The sequence below is a fragment of the Corynebacterium glaucum genome, assembly GCF_002287505.1.
GTDB lineage: Bacteria > Actinomycetota > Actinomycetes > Mycobacteriales > Mycobacteriaceae > Corynebacterium > Corynebacterium glaucum.
In genome coordinates, this window is sequence record NZ_CP019688.1 from 1,123,795 (window position 1) to 1,138,406 (window position 14,612).

Consider the following 14,612-nt stretch of genomic DNA (forward strand, 5'->3'; position numbering starts at 1 on the left):
ATGACTGCGTACGACCTGATGGATTTTGACGAGGTGCTGGAGAAGTACGACCCGGTCATGGGTCTTGAGGTGCACGTCGAGCTCGCGACGGAAACAAAGATGTTCTCCACCTCCTCTGCTCACTTTGGTGCGGAGCCTAACACCAACATCGACCCCGTCTCGCTGGGTCTTCCGGGCGCATTGCCCGTGGTCAACGCGAAGGGGGTGGAGTGGGCCATCAAAATCGGCCTTGCACTGAACTGCAAGATCGCCGAATCGTCCCGCTTCGCTCGGAAAAACTACTTCTACCCGGACCAGCCGAAGAACTACCAGATCTCGCAGTACGACGAGCCAATCGCTTACGACGGCTACTTGGACGTGGTTTTGGAGGATGGCACTGAGTGGCGCGTGGAGATCGAGCGCGCGCACATGGAGGAAGACACCGGCAAGCTCACACACCTGGGTTCCGCATCCGGGCGCATTACCGGTGCGACCGCCTCGCTGGTGGACTGCAACCGTGCCGGCATTCCGCTGATTGAGATCGTGACCAAGCCCATCGAGGGCGCGGGCGAGCGCGCGCCCGAGGTCGCCAAGGCGTACGTCGGCGCGCTTCGCGAGCTGGTCAAGGCGCTCGGGGTTTCCGACGCGCGCATGGATCAAGGTTCGATGCGCTGCGACGCCAACGTGTCGCTGCGCCCGATTGGCCAGGAAAAGTTTGGCACCCGCACCGAAACGAAGAACATCAACTCGCTGAAGTCGGTCGAACAGGCGGTGCGTTTCGAGATGCAGCGTCAAGCCGCCGTGCTAGACAACGGCGAGGAAATCATCCAGGAGACCCGCCACTACCAGGAGAAGGACGGCACCACATCCAAAGGCCGCCCCAAGGAGGAGGCGAGCGACTACCGCTACTTCAACGACCCGGATCTGCCGCCGGTGATCGCCAAACCGCAGTGGGTTGAGGAGATCCGCGCGACTTTGCCGGAACTGCCGTGGGTGCGTCGCGCCCGCATCCAGGAGGAGTGGCAGTTGCCGGAGAAGGAGTTCCGCGATCTGGTCAACGCCGGTGCACTCGACCTCATCGTGGACACGGTGGAGGCCGGCGCTACTCCGGACGAGGCCCGCGCGTGGTGGGTCAGCTACATCAACGGCAAAGCGAACGAGGCCGGAAAGGATCTCGACGCGCTTGGTGTCACCCCGCAGGACGTTGCCCGCGTTGTCGAGCTGGTCAAGGACGGCAAACTGACCACCAAGCTTGGGCGCCAAGCTATCGATGGTGTGATCGAGGGCGATGGCAGCGTCGACGAAGTCGTCGCCAAGCGTGGGCTCGAAGTGGTGCGTGACGACGGTGCGATTGAGGCTGCCGTAGACGAGGCTCTGGCCGCAAACCCGGACATCGTGGAGAAATACCGCGCCGGTAACACCAAGGTCACCGGCGCCATTGTTGGTGCTGTAATGAAGGCAACACAGGGCAAGGCCGACCCAGGCCAAGTCAACAAGCTCATCGCGGCCAAGCTCGCAGACTAGGCGAGCGGGCGGCTACTTTGCCTGCGGCGGCTTAGTAGCCGGGAACTCGCCGGTCTTGTACATCTCGTCGTAGGCGTGCCAGTGGATCTCCTCGCCCGGGGTGTCAGGGGCGCCATCGTAGGCGTTCGATTCCGGGTCGAGGGCGGGAACGTCCTTGAGATCGAAATTGCTTGAATCGTCCGCGTGGAGGTCGGCCGCGACCTCCTCCTGCACCGACTGCCACAATTCCTGATCGGCAACGTTCGAATCGGACGCCAGTTCCTCCACCTCAGCGCGCTCCGCCTTCGTGAGATCGGCAGAATCTGGGTTGAGTTGCGTCTCCGCGAGCTCTGCGAGACGCTCGCGCCGCTCGGTCTCGTCCTTGATGTTCTGGCGGTCACGGAACCAAGCGGTGCCCATAACCACGGCCAGAATCAAGCCGAGGTATCCGAGCACGGGGTAGACCCAGCCAACCAGGTCTGCGAAGCCGATAAAGGAAAGCGCGAATCCGACCGCCACCACGGCGAAGTAGTAGGGGCGGAACTTCTCTGCCTTGTCGTGCGACAGTCGACGGCCTAGGGCGTAGAACATGCCGACAGCCGTGTTGTAGATCATCAGATAAATCACGATGGAAACCGCAGTTCCCACTGCCGGGTGCATGGAATCGAACACCATCAGCAGCGGGAAGTCCGCGCCGCTGACGTGGTCCATGTTGCAGAACAGGATGAACACCAAAATCATCAGCAGGACTGAGAACATGATGCCGCCGAGAAGGCCGCCCCGGCCCGCCTGGGTGGGGTTCATGTGGGAACCGGCAAACACCAGCATCATGGAGGTGTCCATGATCAGAACCAGCGTCGCGTAGTTCACCGCGGTAACCAGCCAGTTGTCGAACGTCCCGGACGCGTTCTGGTTTGTCTGCGCGAGTTCGTTCAGCCCGTCGAAGCTGCTCGGCATCTGCGTCAAGGTGATCACAAACGCAGCGAGAACGCAGACGATCAGGAGGGGAGTGATCATGGAGATGACATTGGAGAGCTTGTCAATGTCTAGGAAACCGGACAACAGTAGCAGCACTGTCATGATCGCGGAGCCGACCCAGGTGGCCGTGCCGAACTGCTGCCCCAGATTCGAGCCAGCGCCGGCGACCATGACAAAACCGATGCAGAACAGCGTGAACATTGTTGCCACGTCCATGTAGCGGGCCACCCATGGGCGGGACACGCTTCGAAAGACGGCACTGTGGTCATCGGCGAGGTAGTAGGACCCAAGCTGGTAGACCCAGCCGCTGAATACGGCGATGATCAGGCCAGCGACGGCGGCACCGATAACTCCCCAGTACCCAAAGGCGAGAAAGTATTGCAGGATTTCTTGGCCGGAGGCAAAGCCAGCGCCGACCGTAAGGCCAACGAGGGCGAGTGCCACCTTCAGTGTTTTGCTCACGCGAGTTGCGCTCCTTCCGAATGGTCATGACACAAACCGCTCGATGGTAACACCGCGTGAGCGTGAGCTCCGAACTAACTTCGTGGCAACCCGTGGGTGTTCGCGAGAATCTTGCGCATAATCGCGTTCAGCTGAATCGCCTCATCAACGGTGACAGCCTCAAAGATGGATTCCCGTAGCTGGTGAATCATCGTCGGAGTTGCTCTCACCATAAAGTCCGCTCCTTCCGGTGTCAGAGAAGCGATGGTGGAGCGGCGGTCCTCTGTGCTGCGGGTGCGCGTGGTTAAGCCCTTGTCTTCAAGCCGATCCATCACGTGGGAAAGGCGCGATGCCGACGTCCGCGTCGTCCGTGCCAGCTGAGACATGGTGATCTGCTGGTCTTTAGCCTGGGCAATTGCCAACATCGCCAGGTAGTCAATCAGTGACATCTGCTCGGAGCGCTTAAGGTGCTCATCCAAACTCGCGGGCACCCATGTCACAAACGCCCAGAGTGTGGCCCACAAGTCGGCATCATGCGGGTCGAGCCAGTGAAACCGGTCCATATCCGAACTGTAACCCACTCTGCCCACGCATTACGCTTCTGGTCTATGACTATAATTCGCCGCGCCCGCGATACCGACGTCCCCGAGATCTTCGCCATGATCAACGAGCTTGCGGAGTATGAGAAGCAGCCCCAGGACGTCACGTCCACCGAGCAGGACGTCCGCGAGCACCTTTTCGGCGACAACCCGAAGGTCTTCGCCCACATCGCAGAGGTCGACGGCAAGGTTCAAGGCATGGCGCTGTGGTTTCTGAACTATTCCACGTGGCAGGGTCGCCACGGCATTTGGCTCGAGGACCTCTATGTCCGCGAGGCAGCCCGCGGTCAGGGCCTTGGTTCGGCACTGCTCAAAGAGCTCGCCCGCACCGCGGTGGCCAACGACTACCGCCGCGTCGAGTGGTCCGTGCTGAAGTGGAACACGCCTTCGATCGGTTTCTACACTGCTCTCGGCGCCAACGACATGGGGGATTGGTCCACGATGCGGCTCGACGGCGAAGCCCTCCAGGTTCTCGGTTCTTAGGAGTTTCTTGCTTATCGACGGCACCTTTGAACCTCTTCCCAGCCACGCCGACCGAGCTCCCTGACCTGCGCGGTTCCATCGCATAGATTCTGCATCATGTCATCCCATAACACCCGCGATGTGACCCCCGACGACTTCGGCCCTGACGATGTGCCCTCATACAGCTCCCGCCATTCAAGGGCAGAGGCGAATACCGAGGCGTTCCCGAGCGCGATGAGCCCGAATGAACCTACCGAGCAGTTCCTGCGGGCAGATCCCGCCCCGGACGAGCTGCTGGCGCAGACCGAGCACATCTCCGAGGCGTCTTACGCCACCCCCGAGCCGACCGTGTCCTACAGTTCGGTCTCCCACGAGACCGCCGCGATTGACCGCGAGCCAGCGTACATCGCCCCGGCCGACCCGCTGTACGAAGAGACCACCGTGGTCTCCGCGCCGGTTGCTGCGGTTGAGCCGGTTGCGGAGGCCGAGTCGGCGACGCCAGTTGGACGCGGCACCATGGACTTCGGTCTTTTGTTGCTGCGTCTAGTCTTCGGCGGCTACCTCGTGCTGAGCTCGTTGATGACGTTCTTCCGCCTCGGCAACTCGGCCGGCATCGGGGGGCTCGAGTCCGAGTTCGCCAACTACCCGTTCGGCAACGGGCTCGCCATCGTTATCCCTACCTTGGAGCTCGCCGCGGGCGTGTTCCTTATCCTCGGCCTGATCACTCCGGTGGCTGCAGCGGTTGCGGTGGCGGTCACCGGGTTCACGGCTCTGCACACGATCACGGCTTCGGGGCTGGGGTGGAACCCGCTGTACTGGGATGCATCTATCTGGCTCCCAATCGTGCTCTTCGCAGTCGCGTTGACGGTGCAGTTCACCGGGCCAGGGTTCTACGGGGTCGATGCTGGCCGCACGTGGGCGCGTCGCCCGCTCGCCTCATCCTGGATCTGGCTCCTTGTCGGCCTTGCCGCAGCCGTGGCGATGTGGTGGTTCGGCACCGAGCTGAACCCGTTCACCTCAGAGTCCCTACCGACCCCAACCACCTCGTAAATCCCCATTCCAACCCGCGACCCCCAGCCGGCCGGACCGAGCCTGCCAGATCTAATCCACCTGGCGGACGGCGCCCTTGTCGGCGCTGGTCGCCATTTTGGCGTAGGCCTTCAGCGCTTTCGACACCTCGCGAGCGCGGTTCGGCGTCCAGGGGCGGTCCGACGCCTCCATCTCCGCGCGGCGCTTCGCCAGCACCTCATCATCGACATCGAGCGTCAGTTCGCGATTCGCAACAGAGATGGTGATGGTGTCTCCGTCTTCGACCAGCCCGATCAGACCGCCGTGCGCTGCTTCGGGGGAGATGTGGCCGATCGAGAGGCCGGAGGTGCCGCCCGAGAAGCGGCCGTCGGTAATCAGCGCGCATTTCTTGCCCAGGCCAGCGCCTTTGAGGAACGAGGTGGGGTGCAGCATTTCCTGCATGCCCGGTCCGCCGGCAGGGCCCTCGTAGCGGATCACAATGACCTCACCTTCGAGCACCTCGCGGGCAAGAATCATCGATACCGCCTGTTCCTGCGAGTCGACGACCCGTGCGGGGCCGGAGAACTCCCAGAGGCCTTCCTCCACACCGGCGGTCTTCAAAATCGCCCCGTCCGGTGCCAGGTTGCCGCGCAACACGACGAGGCCGCCGTCAGATGTGATCGGGTGCTCGACATCGTGGATAACGCCGTTGGCCGCATCCGTGTCCAACGACTCCCAGCGGGCAGACTGGGAGAACGCCTCGGTGGTGCGCTGACCGCCAGGCGCGGCGTGGTAGAGCTCCACGGCTTCGTCGATCGTGGACCCGCCGCGGATATCCCAGTCAGACAGCCACGAGTCCAGTGAGTCGTATGCGACCGTGTGCACATCGTCGTGAAGCAATCCGCCCCGGTGCAGCTCGCCGAGGATGGCTGGGATGCCGCCAGCACGGTGCACGTCCTCAACGTGTGCTTCGCCATTCGGTGCCACCTTGGACAGGCAGGGGATTTGGTGGGAAAGATCGTCGATGTCGCTGAGATCGAAGTCCACCTCGCCCTCTTGGGCAGCGGCGAGGATGTGCAAGATGGTGTTTGTGGAACCACCCATAGCCATATCCAGGGCCATCGCGTTGCGGAACGCGTGCTCGGTGGCAATCGCGCGCGGAAGCACCGACTCATCGCCATCGCCGTAGTAGCGCTTGCACAGCTCCACGATCCGGGAGCCGGCCGACTCGAAGAGCGCGCGGCGCGCCGTGTGCGTGGCCAAGGTCGTGCCGTTGCCCGGCAGCGACAGCCCGAGTGCCTCGGTGAGGCAGTTCATGGAGTTGGCGGTGAACATGCCGGAGCAGGACCCACAGGTGGGGCAGGCGCTGTTGGCAATCTGGTCGAGTTCCGTGTCGGATACCGCGTCGTTCGCAGAAAGCGCGATTGCGTCGATCAGGTCGGACTTCGGCTTGGTTACGCCACCCGCAGAGATCGCCTTGCCAGCCTCCATCGGACCGCCGGAAACAAACACGGCCGGAATGTTTAAGCGCATCGCCGCGTTGAGCATGCCCGGGGTGATCTTGTCGCAGTTGGAGATGCACACCATGGCGTCAACGGTGTGCGCGTTGCACATGTACTCCACCGAGTCGGCGATGATCTCGCGGCTGGGCAGCGAGTACAGCATGCCGGCATGCCCCATGGCGATGCCGTCGTCCACCGCAATAGTGTTGAACTCCTTCGGCACGCCACCTGCTGCACGCACTGCCTCGGCCACGACGTCGCCGACGTTCTTCAGGTGCACGTGCCCGGGAACGAACTGGGTGTAGGAGTTGACGATCGCCACGATCGGCTTGCCAAACTCCGACTCTTCGGTGCCGGTAGCGCGCCACAGTGCGCGGGCTCCGGCCGCCTGGCGGCCGACAGTGGTGACGCGTGAACGAAGCGGGATCACAGGGGTTTCTCCTCAGTATTAGTTGGTTGAGCTGGCCGTGGCCCCGGAATGTCCGGGTGCTCTTTGAGGTACTCATCGTATTCCTCGCGGGTGAGCAGCACGCCGTAGCCGTCCTGATCAATAATCTCGTATTTGCCGTCGGCGGCTTCCTCGGCCTCGGTAATCACGTCGGTAATCCGCCCGCGTGACGCCTCGGCCAGGTCCGGCAGCGAATTGAAGGTCACACCGGGCATCGGATACTCCTGCCCAGCATTTGTTGTCGCGAGCGCCCGTGACCGCTTGAAGCCGACACCGGCCAGCTCATCCCAGCTCACGCGCTGGTTCTTGCGAAACAGGTAGTTCAGCGCGATCCCATCGTCGCCGACAGTGGTGGACACCCGAAAGATCCATACCAGCGCAAGAATCGGGAAAATCAGCACCCACGCGAGGTACTTCGGGGCCCAGCCGATACCGATCAGCGCGATGCCCATCATCATCACAATCGCGATCACGTGCTCTCGCGAAGGGCGGAACACCTTCGGCTCGTTCGGCTCGGCACCAGTCATGCGTGCCATGCTAGTCACCGGAGCTTTTCGCTTATCGACGGCCCCTTTAACCCGCCACGGCCCCTTCCTCCACATCCGTGGGTGCCGCGGTCGGGGACGCGGGTGCCGATTCCTCAGCTGTGGCAGACAACTCTGTGGGCGAAGCGTCCGCCGACTGCTCGGTAGGCGCGGGGGCCGGGGCAGGTTCTGCGGACTGCTGCGTCGGGGCCGCGGTGGTGCCCGCGGAGTCAGAAACACCAGGCGAGCCGGTGGAGTCAGAAACTTCAGGCGAGCCGGTGGTGGCGGTGGGAACAGTTTCCTGCGTGTTTTCATCCGCCGCTGGGGGTTGGGGTGATGACGCGGTCGTGCGCGGCGGAGGTGCGAGTACGCCACCGACATCTCCGTCGGGATTGAGCGTCAACCCGCGAATGATCAGCGCGGCGATGAATGCCACAATCAGCCACAGTGTGCTGGCCCGCATCAGGTTGTTTAGCACGGTCTTCGGGGCGTCGTCTTCTGCCGCAATATCTGCGGCAAGATCCCCAGTGCCCGCGGGTGCGGCATCTTCAGCGGCTGGGTCGACCGCCGCGCTTTCTGGGGCGGGGTCGAACGGACTCACTGGTGCCATGTGCTCGGTCGGGGGATAGGCCTCCGGATCAAGCTTGTCTCGCTCGTCGAACTCAGCGGGGGAGCGTTGCTGGTCCTGGTGGGGCGCGTGCAACGAGGCGTCGTGAAGCGAAAAAAGCTCCGGAGTCTTGCCGTACTCGTCCCAGAACTCGTCGAGCACCTCGATACGGATAGCGCGTTCAATCATCCACTGGGTCAACGGCTCGGCGCGAACCATGAACCGCATATCCACGGTCCACGGTTGGCCCGCTGCGGTGGGTGCGCCGACATCGACAGCGGGGTGGATCATCAGCTCGCCTCGGAGCTTGTCATGGATATCCGGTCGCGCAAGAGCGCGACGAGCCGCCCGTTCGGAACGCGAAATCGCGTGCTCGGCCGAATTCGATCCCTCTAGCGGCACCGGTATGACAACCACCGCGTTGACCCAGTAGTTCGACTGGTTGATGTAAATCCGCGCCGCGGAGTTCGGAATGGTCACCGTAGCCTGATTCAGGGTGCGGATCGTGGTGGCGCGCATGGTGATTTGAATGACGTCACCGGCGACATTCACGCCGTTGCCTTCGAAGGAAACGTTGTCACCCACGCCGTACTGCTTTTCAGTGAGGATGAAGAACCCGGCGAGAAAGTCCGCGATGATGTTTTGGGCGCCGAAACCAATCGCGGCCGAGACAACGGTGGCGGGGATCGCCGCGCCAGCGAGTGAGAAGCCGAGTTGTTGAAGGAGGAAGACGAGAATGAGGAAAAAAGCGATGACCTGGACGGTGTAGACGACCACGCCGGCAACTGCGAGTTGGCTCTTCTCCTCGTCCTGGGTGCGCGATTCCTGCACCTTGCGGGCGAAGGTGCGTTTGGCAAAGCGGCCAGCGCGGGGGACAAGCAGGGCCAGAATGAGCAAGAGGACGATGTTGATGCCGGTGGAGGCGAACCAGCGCCACAGTTCCTGGAAAATGAACGCAAAGGGCATAGTGCATAAAGCTAGTGCATAAAACTCAATCCCCGTTTCCCCGCGGTGGCCGGGGACTGTGTATGATCCAACACATGATCACGACGCGACTAGCTGTAGTAGTAATTCCGGTGCGGCGCTTGCCGTAGCGGACAGCACTTCTGTCTAGCCGCTCAAACAAGCGCCCTCGAGAGCTCACAGCTCGCTCGGGGGCTTTTGTTTTTGTGGTCGTCACCTTCTCAATACCTTTCCTCGTCTGACCTCTTGAAATAAGGAGCATTGCATCGTGGCTACCCCACAACAGACCGCGAATAACGATGCCGATTCAGCCAGCGCCGCCGATGCCCCGCGCGCTGGCGGCCCTGAAATCCTCACCGGCGCCGCAGCCGTCGTACGCAGCTTGGAAGAGCTTGGCGTAGATATCGTCTTCGGGCTTCCCGGCGGTGCGGTGCTACCGCTGTACGACGCGCTCGCGCACGCTGCGAAACTGCGCCACGTGCTGGTTCGCCACGAACAGGGCGCGGGCCACGCGGCCGAGGGCTACGCCTTAGCTTCCGGCGAGGTTGGTGTGTGCTTGGCCACCTCTGGCCCGGGCGCAACCAATCTAGTGACCGCATTGGCAGATGCGTACCTCGACTCGGTACCGATTGTCGCGATCACCGGTCAGGTCGGCTCCCCGTTAATTGGTACCGATGCTTTCCAAGAGGCAGACATCCGAGGCATCACCATGCCGATTACCAAGCACAACATCATGGTCACCGATGCCGAGGACATTCCGCGCGCGCTTTACGCGGCGTACCACATTGCATCAACGGGCCGTCCCGGGCCCGTGCTGGTGGACATTCCGAAGGACGTCCAAAACGCCGAATTCGAGTTCGCCTGGCCGCCGCACGTTGATCTGCCGGGCTACAAGCCGAACACGAAGCCGCACAACCGCCAGATTTCCCAGGCCGCGAAGATGATCTCGGAGTCCAAGCGTCCGGTTCTGTACATCGGTGGTGGCGTGGTGAAGGCGGATGCACACGAGCAGCTCCTCGAGTTCGCCGAACTCACCGGTATCCCGGTGGTGAACACGCTGATGGCACTTGGTGTGTTCCCGCAGAATCACCCGTTGTACATGGGTATGCCGGGCATGCACGGTTCGGTGCCCGCGGTTGGTGCTCTGCAGGAGGCTGACCTGTTGATCGCGATCGGAACTCGTTTCGACGATCGCGTGACCGGCGACACCGCATCGTTCGCTCCGCACGCGAAGACCATCCACGCCGATATCGACCCGGCCGAGGTGGGCAAGATCCGCGAGGTGGACGTGCCGATTGTGGGCGACGCGAAGCGGGTGCTTGCGCAGCTGACCGATGCATTCCGTGACGCCAAGCGCAATGCTGTCCCTGAGATCGATGCGTGGATCGGGCGCCTCGGCGGCCTCAAGGAGCGCTTCCCGCGCGGGTACGACGAGCAATCAGACGGGTCGCTCTCGCCGCAGTTTGTCATCGAGACGCTTTCCCAAACCGTTGGAACGGATGCCATCTACGTCGCTGGCGTGGGGCAGCACCAGATGTGGTCTGCGCAGTTCCTCGACTTCGACAAACCGCGCCACTGGCTCAACTCGGGTGGCCTGGGCACGATGGGCTACGCCATCCCGGCGGCGCTCGGTGCAAAAGCCGCGTGCCCTGACAAAGAAGTGTGGGCGGTTGACGGCGACGGCTGCTTCCAGATGACCAACCAGGAAATCACCACCGCGGCGATGGAGGGTTTTCCCTTCAAAGTGGCTCTGATCAACAACGGAAATCTGGGCATGGTGCGCCAGTGGCAGACGCTGTTCTATGACGGGACCTACTCTCACACCAAACTCGGCGGCGAGACCGCATACGTTCCGGACTTCGTGAAGTTGTCCGAGGCGCTGGGCGCGGAGGCGATCCGCGTAACCACCAAGGAAGAGGTCATCCCGGCGATCGAGCGTGCCCGCGCAATCAACGACCGCCCCGTGGTGGTGGAGTTCATTGTGGGCGAGGATGCGCAGGTGTGGCCGATGATTGCCGCTGGCGCTTCAAACTCCGACATGCAGTACGCGCTGGGCATGCGCCCCTTCTTCGACATGGAGGAGTCCGCGGGTGAAACCCCGGAGGCGATCAACGAAACAATGGACGCAGTCAACGACGCCCAAGAGGAGAACTAGCGATGGCATCCGCAGACGAGCAAACCCGCAATATCATCTCCGTTCTGGTGCAGGACGTCGACGGCATCATCACGCGCGTAACCGCACTGTTCACCCGCCGCGGGTACAACCTGGTGTCGCTGGTCTCGGCGAAGACGGAGACCGAAGGTATCAACCGACTCACCGTGGTGGTTGACGCATCCGAGTACGCCATCGAGCAGATCACCAAGCAGCTCAACAAGCTCATCCAGGTGATCAAAGTGCTTCGGCTTGAAGACGACACGACCATCGCACGGTCGCTCATGCTGGTAAAGGTCAACGCCACCAACCAAAACCGCCCACAGGTGGTGGAGACAGCGAACATCTTCCGCGCCCGCGTGGTCGACGTTGCGCCGGAGTCCGTGGTCATCGAGGTCACAGGTACGCCCGAAAAGCTCCAGGCGTTCCTCGATGTCATCGAAACCTTCGGTGTCCGTGAGCTGATCCGCTCCGGCCAGGTGGCTTTGACCCGGGGGTCGAAGACCATGGCACCGTCGAAAAAGAACGGCTAGCTCCGCCCAGACGCGCCCGCACGGTGTGTCATAATATGAAACGATCATCCCAAAATATAGGAAAGGTAAGTGTTCCACTCATGGCAATTGAAGTTCTGTACGACAACGACGCAGACCTGACCATCATCCAAGGCAAGAAGGTCGCCATCATCGGCTACGGCTCCCAGGGTCACGCCCACGCACAGAACCTGCGCGAGTCCGGCGTCGAGGTTGTCATCGGCCTGCGCGAGGGCTCCAAGTCTGCAGCCAAGGCCAAGGAGGCCGGCTTCGAGGTCAAGTCCAACGCCGATGCAGCCGCTTGGGCCGACGTCATCATGCTGCTCGCCCCGGACACCTCACAGGCAGAGATCTTCAAGAACGACATTGAGCCGAACCTGAACGAAGGCGACGCGCTGTTCTTCGGCCACGGACTGAACATCCACTTCAAGCTCATCGAGCCGGCTGAGAACATCACCGTGGCCATGGTTGCCCCAAAGGGCCCGGGCCACCTGGTGCGCCGCACGTACACCGACGGCAAGGGCGTGCCGACCCTGATCGCCGTGGAGCAGGACCCGCAGGGAAACGGCCGTGACCTCGCTCTGTCCTACGCTGCGGCGATCGGCGGCGCCCGCGCGGGTGTAATTCCGACCACCTTCGAGGCTGAGACCGTCACCGACCTCTTTGGTGAGCAGGCCGTGCTCTGCGGTGGCCTCGAGGACTTGATCATGAAGGGCTTCGAGGTGCTGACCGAGGCCGGCTACGAGCCGGAGATGGCGTACTTCGAGTGCCTGCACGAGATGAAGCTCATCGTTGACTTGGTGTACGAAGGTGGCCTGGCCAACATGAACTACTCCATCTCGGACACTGCGGAGTTTGGCGGCTACCTCTCCGGCCCGCGCGTGATCGACGAGGGCGCAAAGGACCGCATGCGCGACATCCTGAAGGACATCCAGGACGGCTCCTTCACTAAGCGCCTCGTTGCCAACGTCGAAGGTGGCAACAAGGAGCTTGAGGGTCTGCGCCAGAAGATCAACGAGCACCCGATCGAAAAGACCGGTGCTCAGCTGCGCGACATGATGAGCTGGGTGAAGAACCCGCTCAACGAGACTGCGTAACCACGGTCCGTCGATAGGCCAAAGCATCCGCCTCAGCAGAACGAACTCTGCTGAGGCGGATGCATTTTTTGTTTGGGGGATGAGGAAACGCCCCGCTCCCAGTAGGAAACGAGGCGTTGCTTTCGCAATGCGTTACGTGACGCGACGTAACGCGCGCGATGCTAGTTCGTTGCCGGAGCAGCGGTGTCCTCAGCCGGTGCGTCGGTTGCGTCGACGACGTCGGTCTCGGTCACGGTTGCGTCAGCCGAAGCGTCTGCGTCAGCGGACTCAGTCGCGGTGCCTTCCTCGACGGTGGTGGTCTCTTCAACGACCTCGGTTGCGTTGGTGGTCGTAGTGTTCGGGGTGTCGGCCTCGTCATCGTTGCCGGAGAACAGGGACCACAGCAGCCAGGCCAGCAGAAGAGCAACCAGGATACCCAGCAGCCACTTCCACCAGCCGCCGCCACCGTTGTTGTCCTCGGTGGTCACAGCGGTGGAGCCGGAGGTGGCCGGGGTACGCTCGGTGGAGACGCGCTCCCCGGTCACGTGGTCGCCAGCCGGAGTGGACTCAACGCGGCGTGCGGTGGTCTCGTCGGTAAGCTTCTCCGGATCCAGGTCGCGGTTCTTCGGATCGATGTTCTTCGGGTCGTTCGGGTTCGGAGTAGTCATGAGAATGTCCTTTCGTCAAAAGCCAACAGTTCACCACCGTATCAAAACTCTTGGCAAGTCCAAGTATTGCTATGCCCGACGCGTTTTCCACTTGGGTTGTATGGTGCAGGTCAGGAGCTTGATACCTGTGCTACATCCATTTTCAATAAGTTGTCATTAAGCCCAATTGTCGCTAAAGTGCACCGCATGGACGGTCGTTTTTCGCAGTCATCGCATTCTCGGGTGCACATGCATCATGGCCACAACGACACCCACAACCACACGCACCACCACAAACACAGCCACGCCCCGACGAGCGCCCCGCTCCGCGCTCTTCTCACCGCACTTGCGATTACCTCGGTCGTCTTCCTCGCCGAAATTGTCGGTGGTTGGCTCACCGGCTCGGTGGCCCTCCTCGCGGACGCTATGCACATGCTCTCCGACGCCGCGGGGCTAATCATCGCCGCACTCGCGGTCATTGCTGGCCAGCGCGCAGCGTCTGACCGCGCTACTTTCGGACACCGCAGAGTCGAGGTCCTTGCCGCGGCACTGAACGCGGCTACGGTGCTCGCCATTTCCATTTTTATCTGCATCGAGGCGATCAGGCGGCTCAAGAGCCCGACTGAAATTGCGAGCAGCACGATGATGCTCATCGCCCTCATCGGGCTGGTTGCCAATGCCGTCTCGGCGTGGGTGCTATCCCGCCACTCCGAGGACTCAATCAACGTTCGCGGCGCTTATCTTCATGTTCTCGTCGACATGCTGGGCTCGCTTGCAGTTATCGCCGCGGGCGCCGTGATCCACTTCACGGGCCTGGTCGTGGCGGATGTCGTCGCTTCGTTGCTAATCGCCGCCTTGGTGTTTCCGCGAGCGTGGCAGCTGCTGCGCAACTCAACCCGCGTCTTGCTAGAGCAGGTGCCGGAGGATTTCGAAGTTGAGCGCGTCCTTCCGGCGTTGCGAGCGATCGACGGGGTAGCAGAGGTGCACGATTTGCACCTCTGGTCTCTCGACGGCGTGTCGGTCCTTGCTACTGCGCATCTGCCCCTGCACGGCCAACACACGACCGCGCAGGACTTTTCCCGTGTGCTCGATGAGGCCCAGGCCGAGCTACGTGCGCTGGGCGTCGACCACGCGACGATACAGGTGGAATTGCCCGAGCACATTCATCACGAGAGCATTTGTGAAAACTGATC

Annotated in this window: 13 protein-coding genes; 7 read left to right on the forward strand and 6 right to left on the reverse strand. The window is 62.1% G+C overall.

Going from position 1 to position 14,612, the window contains the following annotated elements:
• Nucleotides 1-1,503, forward strand: a complete 1,503-nt coding sequence (gene gatB, locus CGLAU_RS05530) for an Asp-tRNA(Asn)/Glu-tRNA(Gln) amidotransferase subunit GatB (protein ID WP_095659827.1) — start codon at nt 1-3, stop codon at nt 1,501-1,503.
• A gap of 12 nt (nt 1,504-1,515) precedes the next feature.
• On the opposite strand, the gene CGLAU_RS05535 is transcribed toward gatB, so the two are convergent.
• Together CGLAU_RS05535 and CGLAU_RS05540 are read right to left on the reverse strand one after the other, a co-directional pair.
• Nucleotides 1,516-2,922, reverse strand: coding sequence for a YkvI family membrane protein (locus tag CGLAU_RS05535; RefSeq protein ID WP_095659828.1), 1,407 nt, complete (start codon nt 2,920-2,922; stop codon nt 1,516-1,518).
• A gap of 74 nt (nt 2,923-2,996) precedes the next feature.
• Entirely contained in the window at nt 2,997-3,464 is a 468-nt protein-coding gene (locus CGLAU_RS05540) for a MarR family winged helix-turn-helix transcriptional regulator (protein WP_095659829.1), read from the reverse strand.
• 45 nt (nt 3,465-3,509) lie between these two features.
• Between CGLAU_RS05540 and CGLAU_RS05545 the strand changes: the two genes are divergently transcribed.
• Nucleotides 3,510-3,983 carry a GNAT family N-acetyltransferase gene (locus tag CGLAU_RS05545; RefSeq protein WP_198305038.1) on the forward strand — a complete coding sequence of 158 codons (474 nt, stop codon included), beginning with the start codon at nt 3,510-3,512 and terminating at the stop codon, nt 3,981-3,983.
• A gap of 96 nt (nt 3,984-4,079) precedes the next feature.
• Nucleotides 4,080-5,012 (forward strand): DoxX family protein, encoded by a 933-nt coding sequence (locus CGLAU_RS05550; protein ID WP_095659830.1) that lies wholly within the window; start codon nt 4,080-4,082, stop codon nt 5,010-5,012.
• A 51-nt stretch (nt 5,013-5,063) separates the two neighbouring features.
• Here CGLAU_RS05550 and ilvD read toward each other — a convergent pair whose 3' ends face one another.
• Genes ilvD through CGLAU_RS05565 form a run of 3 tightly spaced genes read right to left on the reverse strand, consistent with a single transcriptional unit; the run spans nt 5,064 to nt 9,017 of the window.
• A complete protein-coding gene (gene ilvD, locus CGLAU_RS05555) occupies nt 5,064-6,902 on the reverse strand; it encodes a dihydroxy-acid dehydratase (RefSeq protein WP_095659831.1) in 1,839 nt (612 codons plus the stop codon).
• Complete coding sequence (locus CGLAU_RS05560; RefSeq protein ID WP_095661064.1) at nt 6,899-7,447, reverse strand: PH domain-containing protein; 549 nt, start codon at nt 7,445-7,447, stop codon at nt 6,899-6,901. The genes ilvD and CGLAU_RS05560 overlap by 4 nt, the downstream gene beginning before the upstream one ends.
• Nucleotides 7,448-7,493: 46 nt before the next feature.
• Nucleotides 7,494-9,017 carry a mechanosensitive ion channel family protein gene (locus CGLAU_RS05565; protein ID WP_095659832.1) on the reverse strand — a complete coding sequence of 508 codons (1,524 nt, stop codon included), beginning with the start codon at nt 9,015-9,017 and terminating at the stop codon, nt 7,494-7,496.
• A 265-nt stretch (nt 9,018-9,282) separates the two neighbouring features.
• On the opposite strand from CGLAU_RS05565, the gene CGLAU_RS05570 reads away from it, so the two are divergent.
• The 3 genes from CGLAU_RS05570 to ilvC all read left to right on the forward strand — a co-directional run bounded on the left by CGLAU_RS05570 (nt 9,283) and on the right by ilvC (nt 12,793).
• Nucleotides 9,283-11,169 carry an acetolactate synthase large subunit gene (locus tag CGLAU_RS05570; RefSeq protein WP_095659833.1) on the forward strand — a complete coding sequence of 629 codons (1,887 nt, stop codon included), beginning with the start codon at nt 9,283-9,285 and terminating at the stop codon, nt 11,167-11,169.
• A gap of 2 nt (nt 11,170-11,171) precedes the next feature.
• Entirely contained in the window at nt 11,172-11,699 is a 528-nt protein-coding gene (ilvN, locus tag CGLAU_RS05575) for an acetolactate synthase small subunit (protein ID WP_095659834.1), read from the forward strand.
• Between the two features lie 80 nt (nt 11,700-11,779).
• Complete coding sequence (gene ilvC / locus CGLAU_RS05580) at nt 11,780-12,793, forward strand: ketol-acid reductoisomerase (protein WP_095659835.1); 1,014 nt, start codon at nt 11,780-11,782, stop codon at nt 12,791-12,793.
• Between the two features lie 161 nt (nt 12,794-12,954).
• On the opposite strand, the gene CGLAU_RS05585 is transcribed toward ilvC, so the two are convergent.
• Entirely contained in the window at nt 12,955-13,440 is a 486-nt protein-coding gene (locus CGLAU_RS05585) for a hypothetical protein (protein ID WP_095659836.1), read from the reverse strand.
• 228 nt (nt 13,441-13,668) lie between these two features.
• Between CGLAU_RS05585 and CGLAU_RS05590 the strand changes: the two genes are divergently transcribed.
• On the forward strand, nt 13,669-14,610 hold the full coding sequence (locus CGLAU_RS05590) for a cation diffusion facilitator family transporter (protein ID WP_095659837.1): 942 nt from the start codon (nt 13,669-13,671) through the stop codon (nt 14,608-14,610).
• The last annotated feature ends 2 nt before the right edge of the window (nt 14,611-14,612 follow it).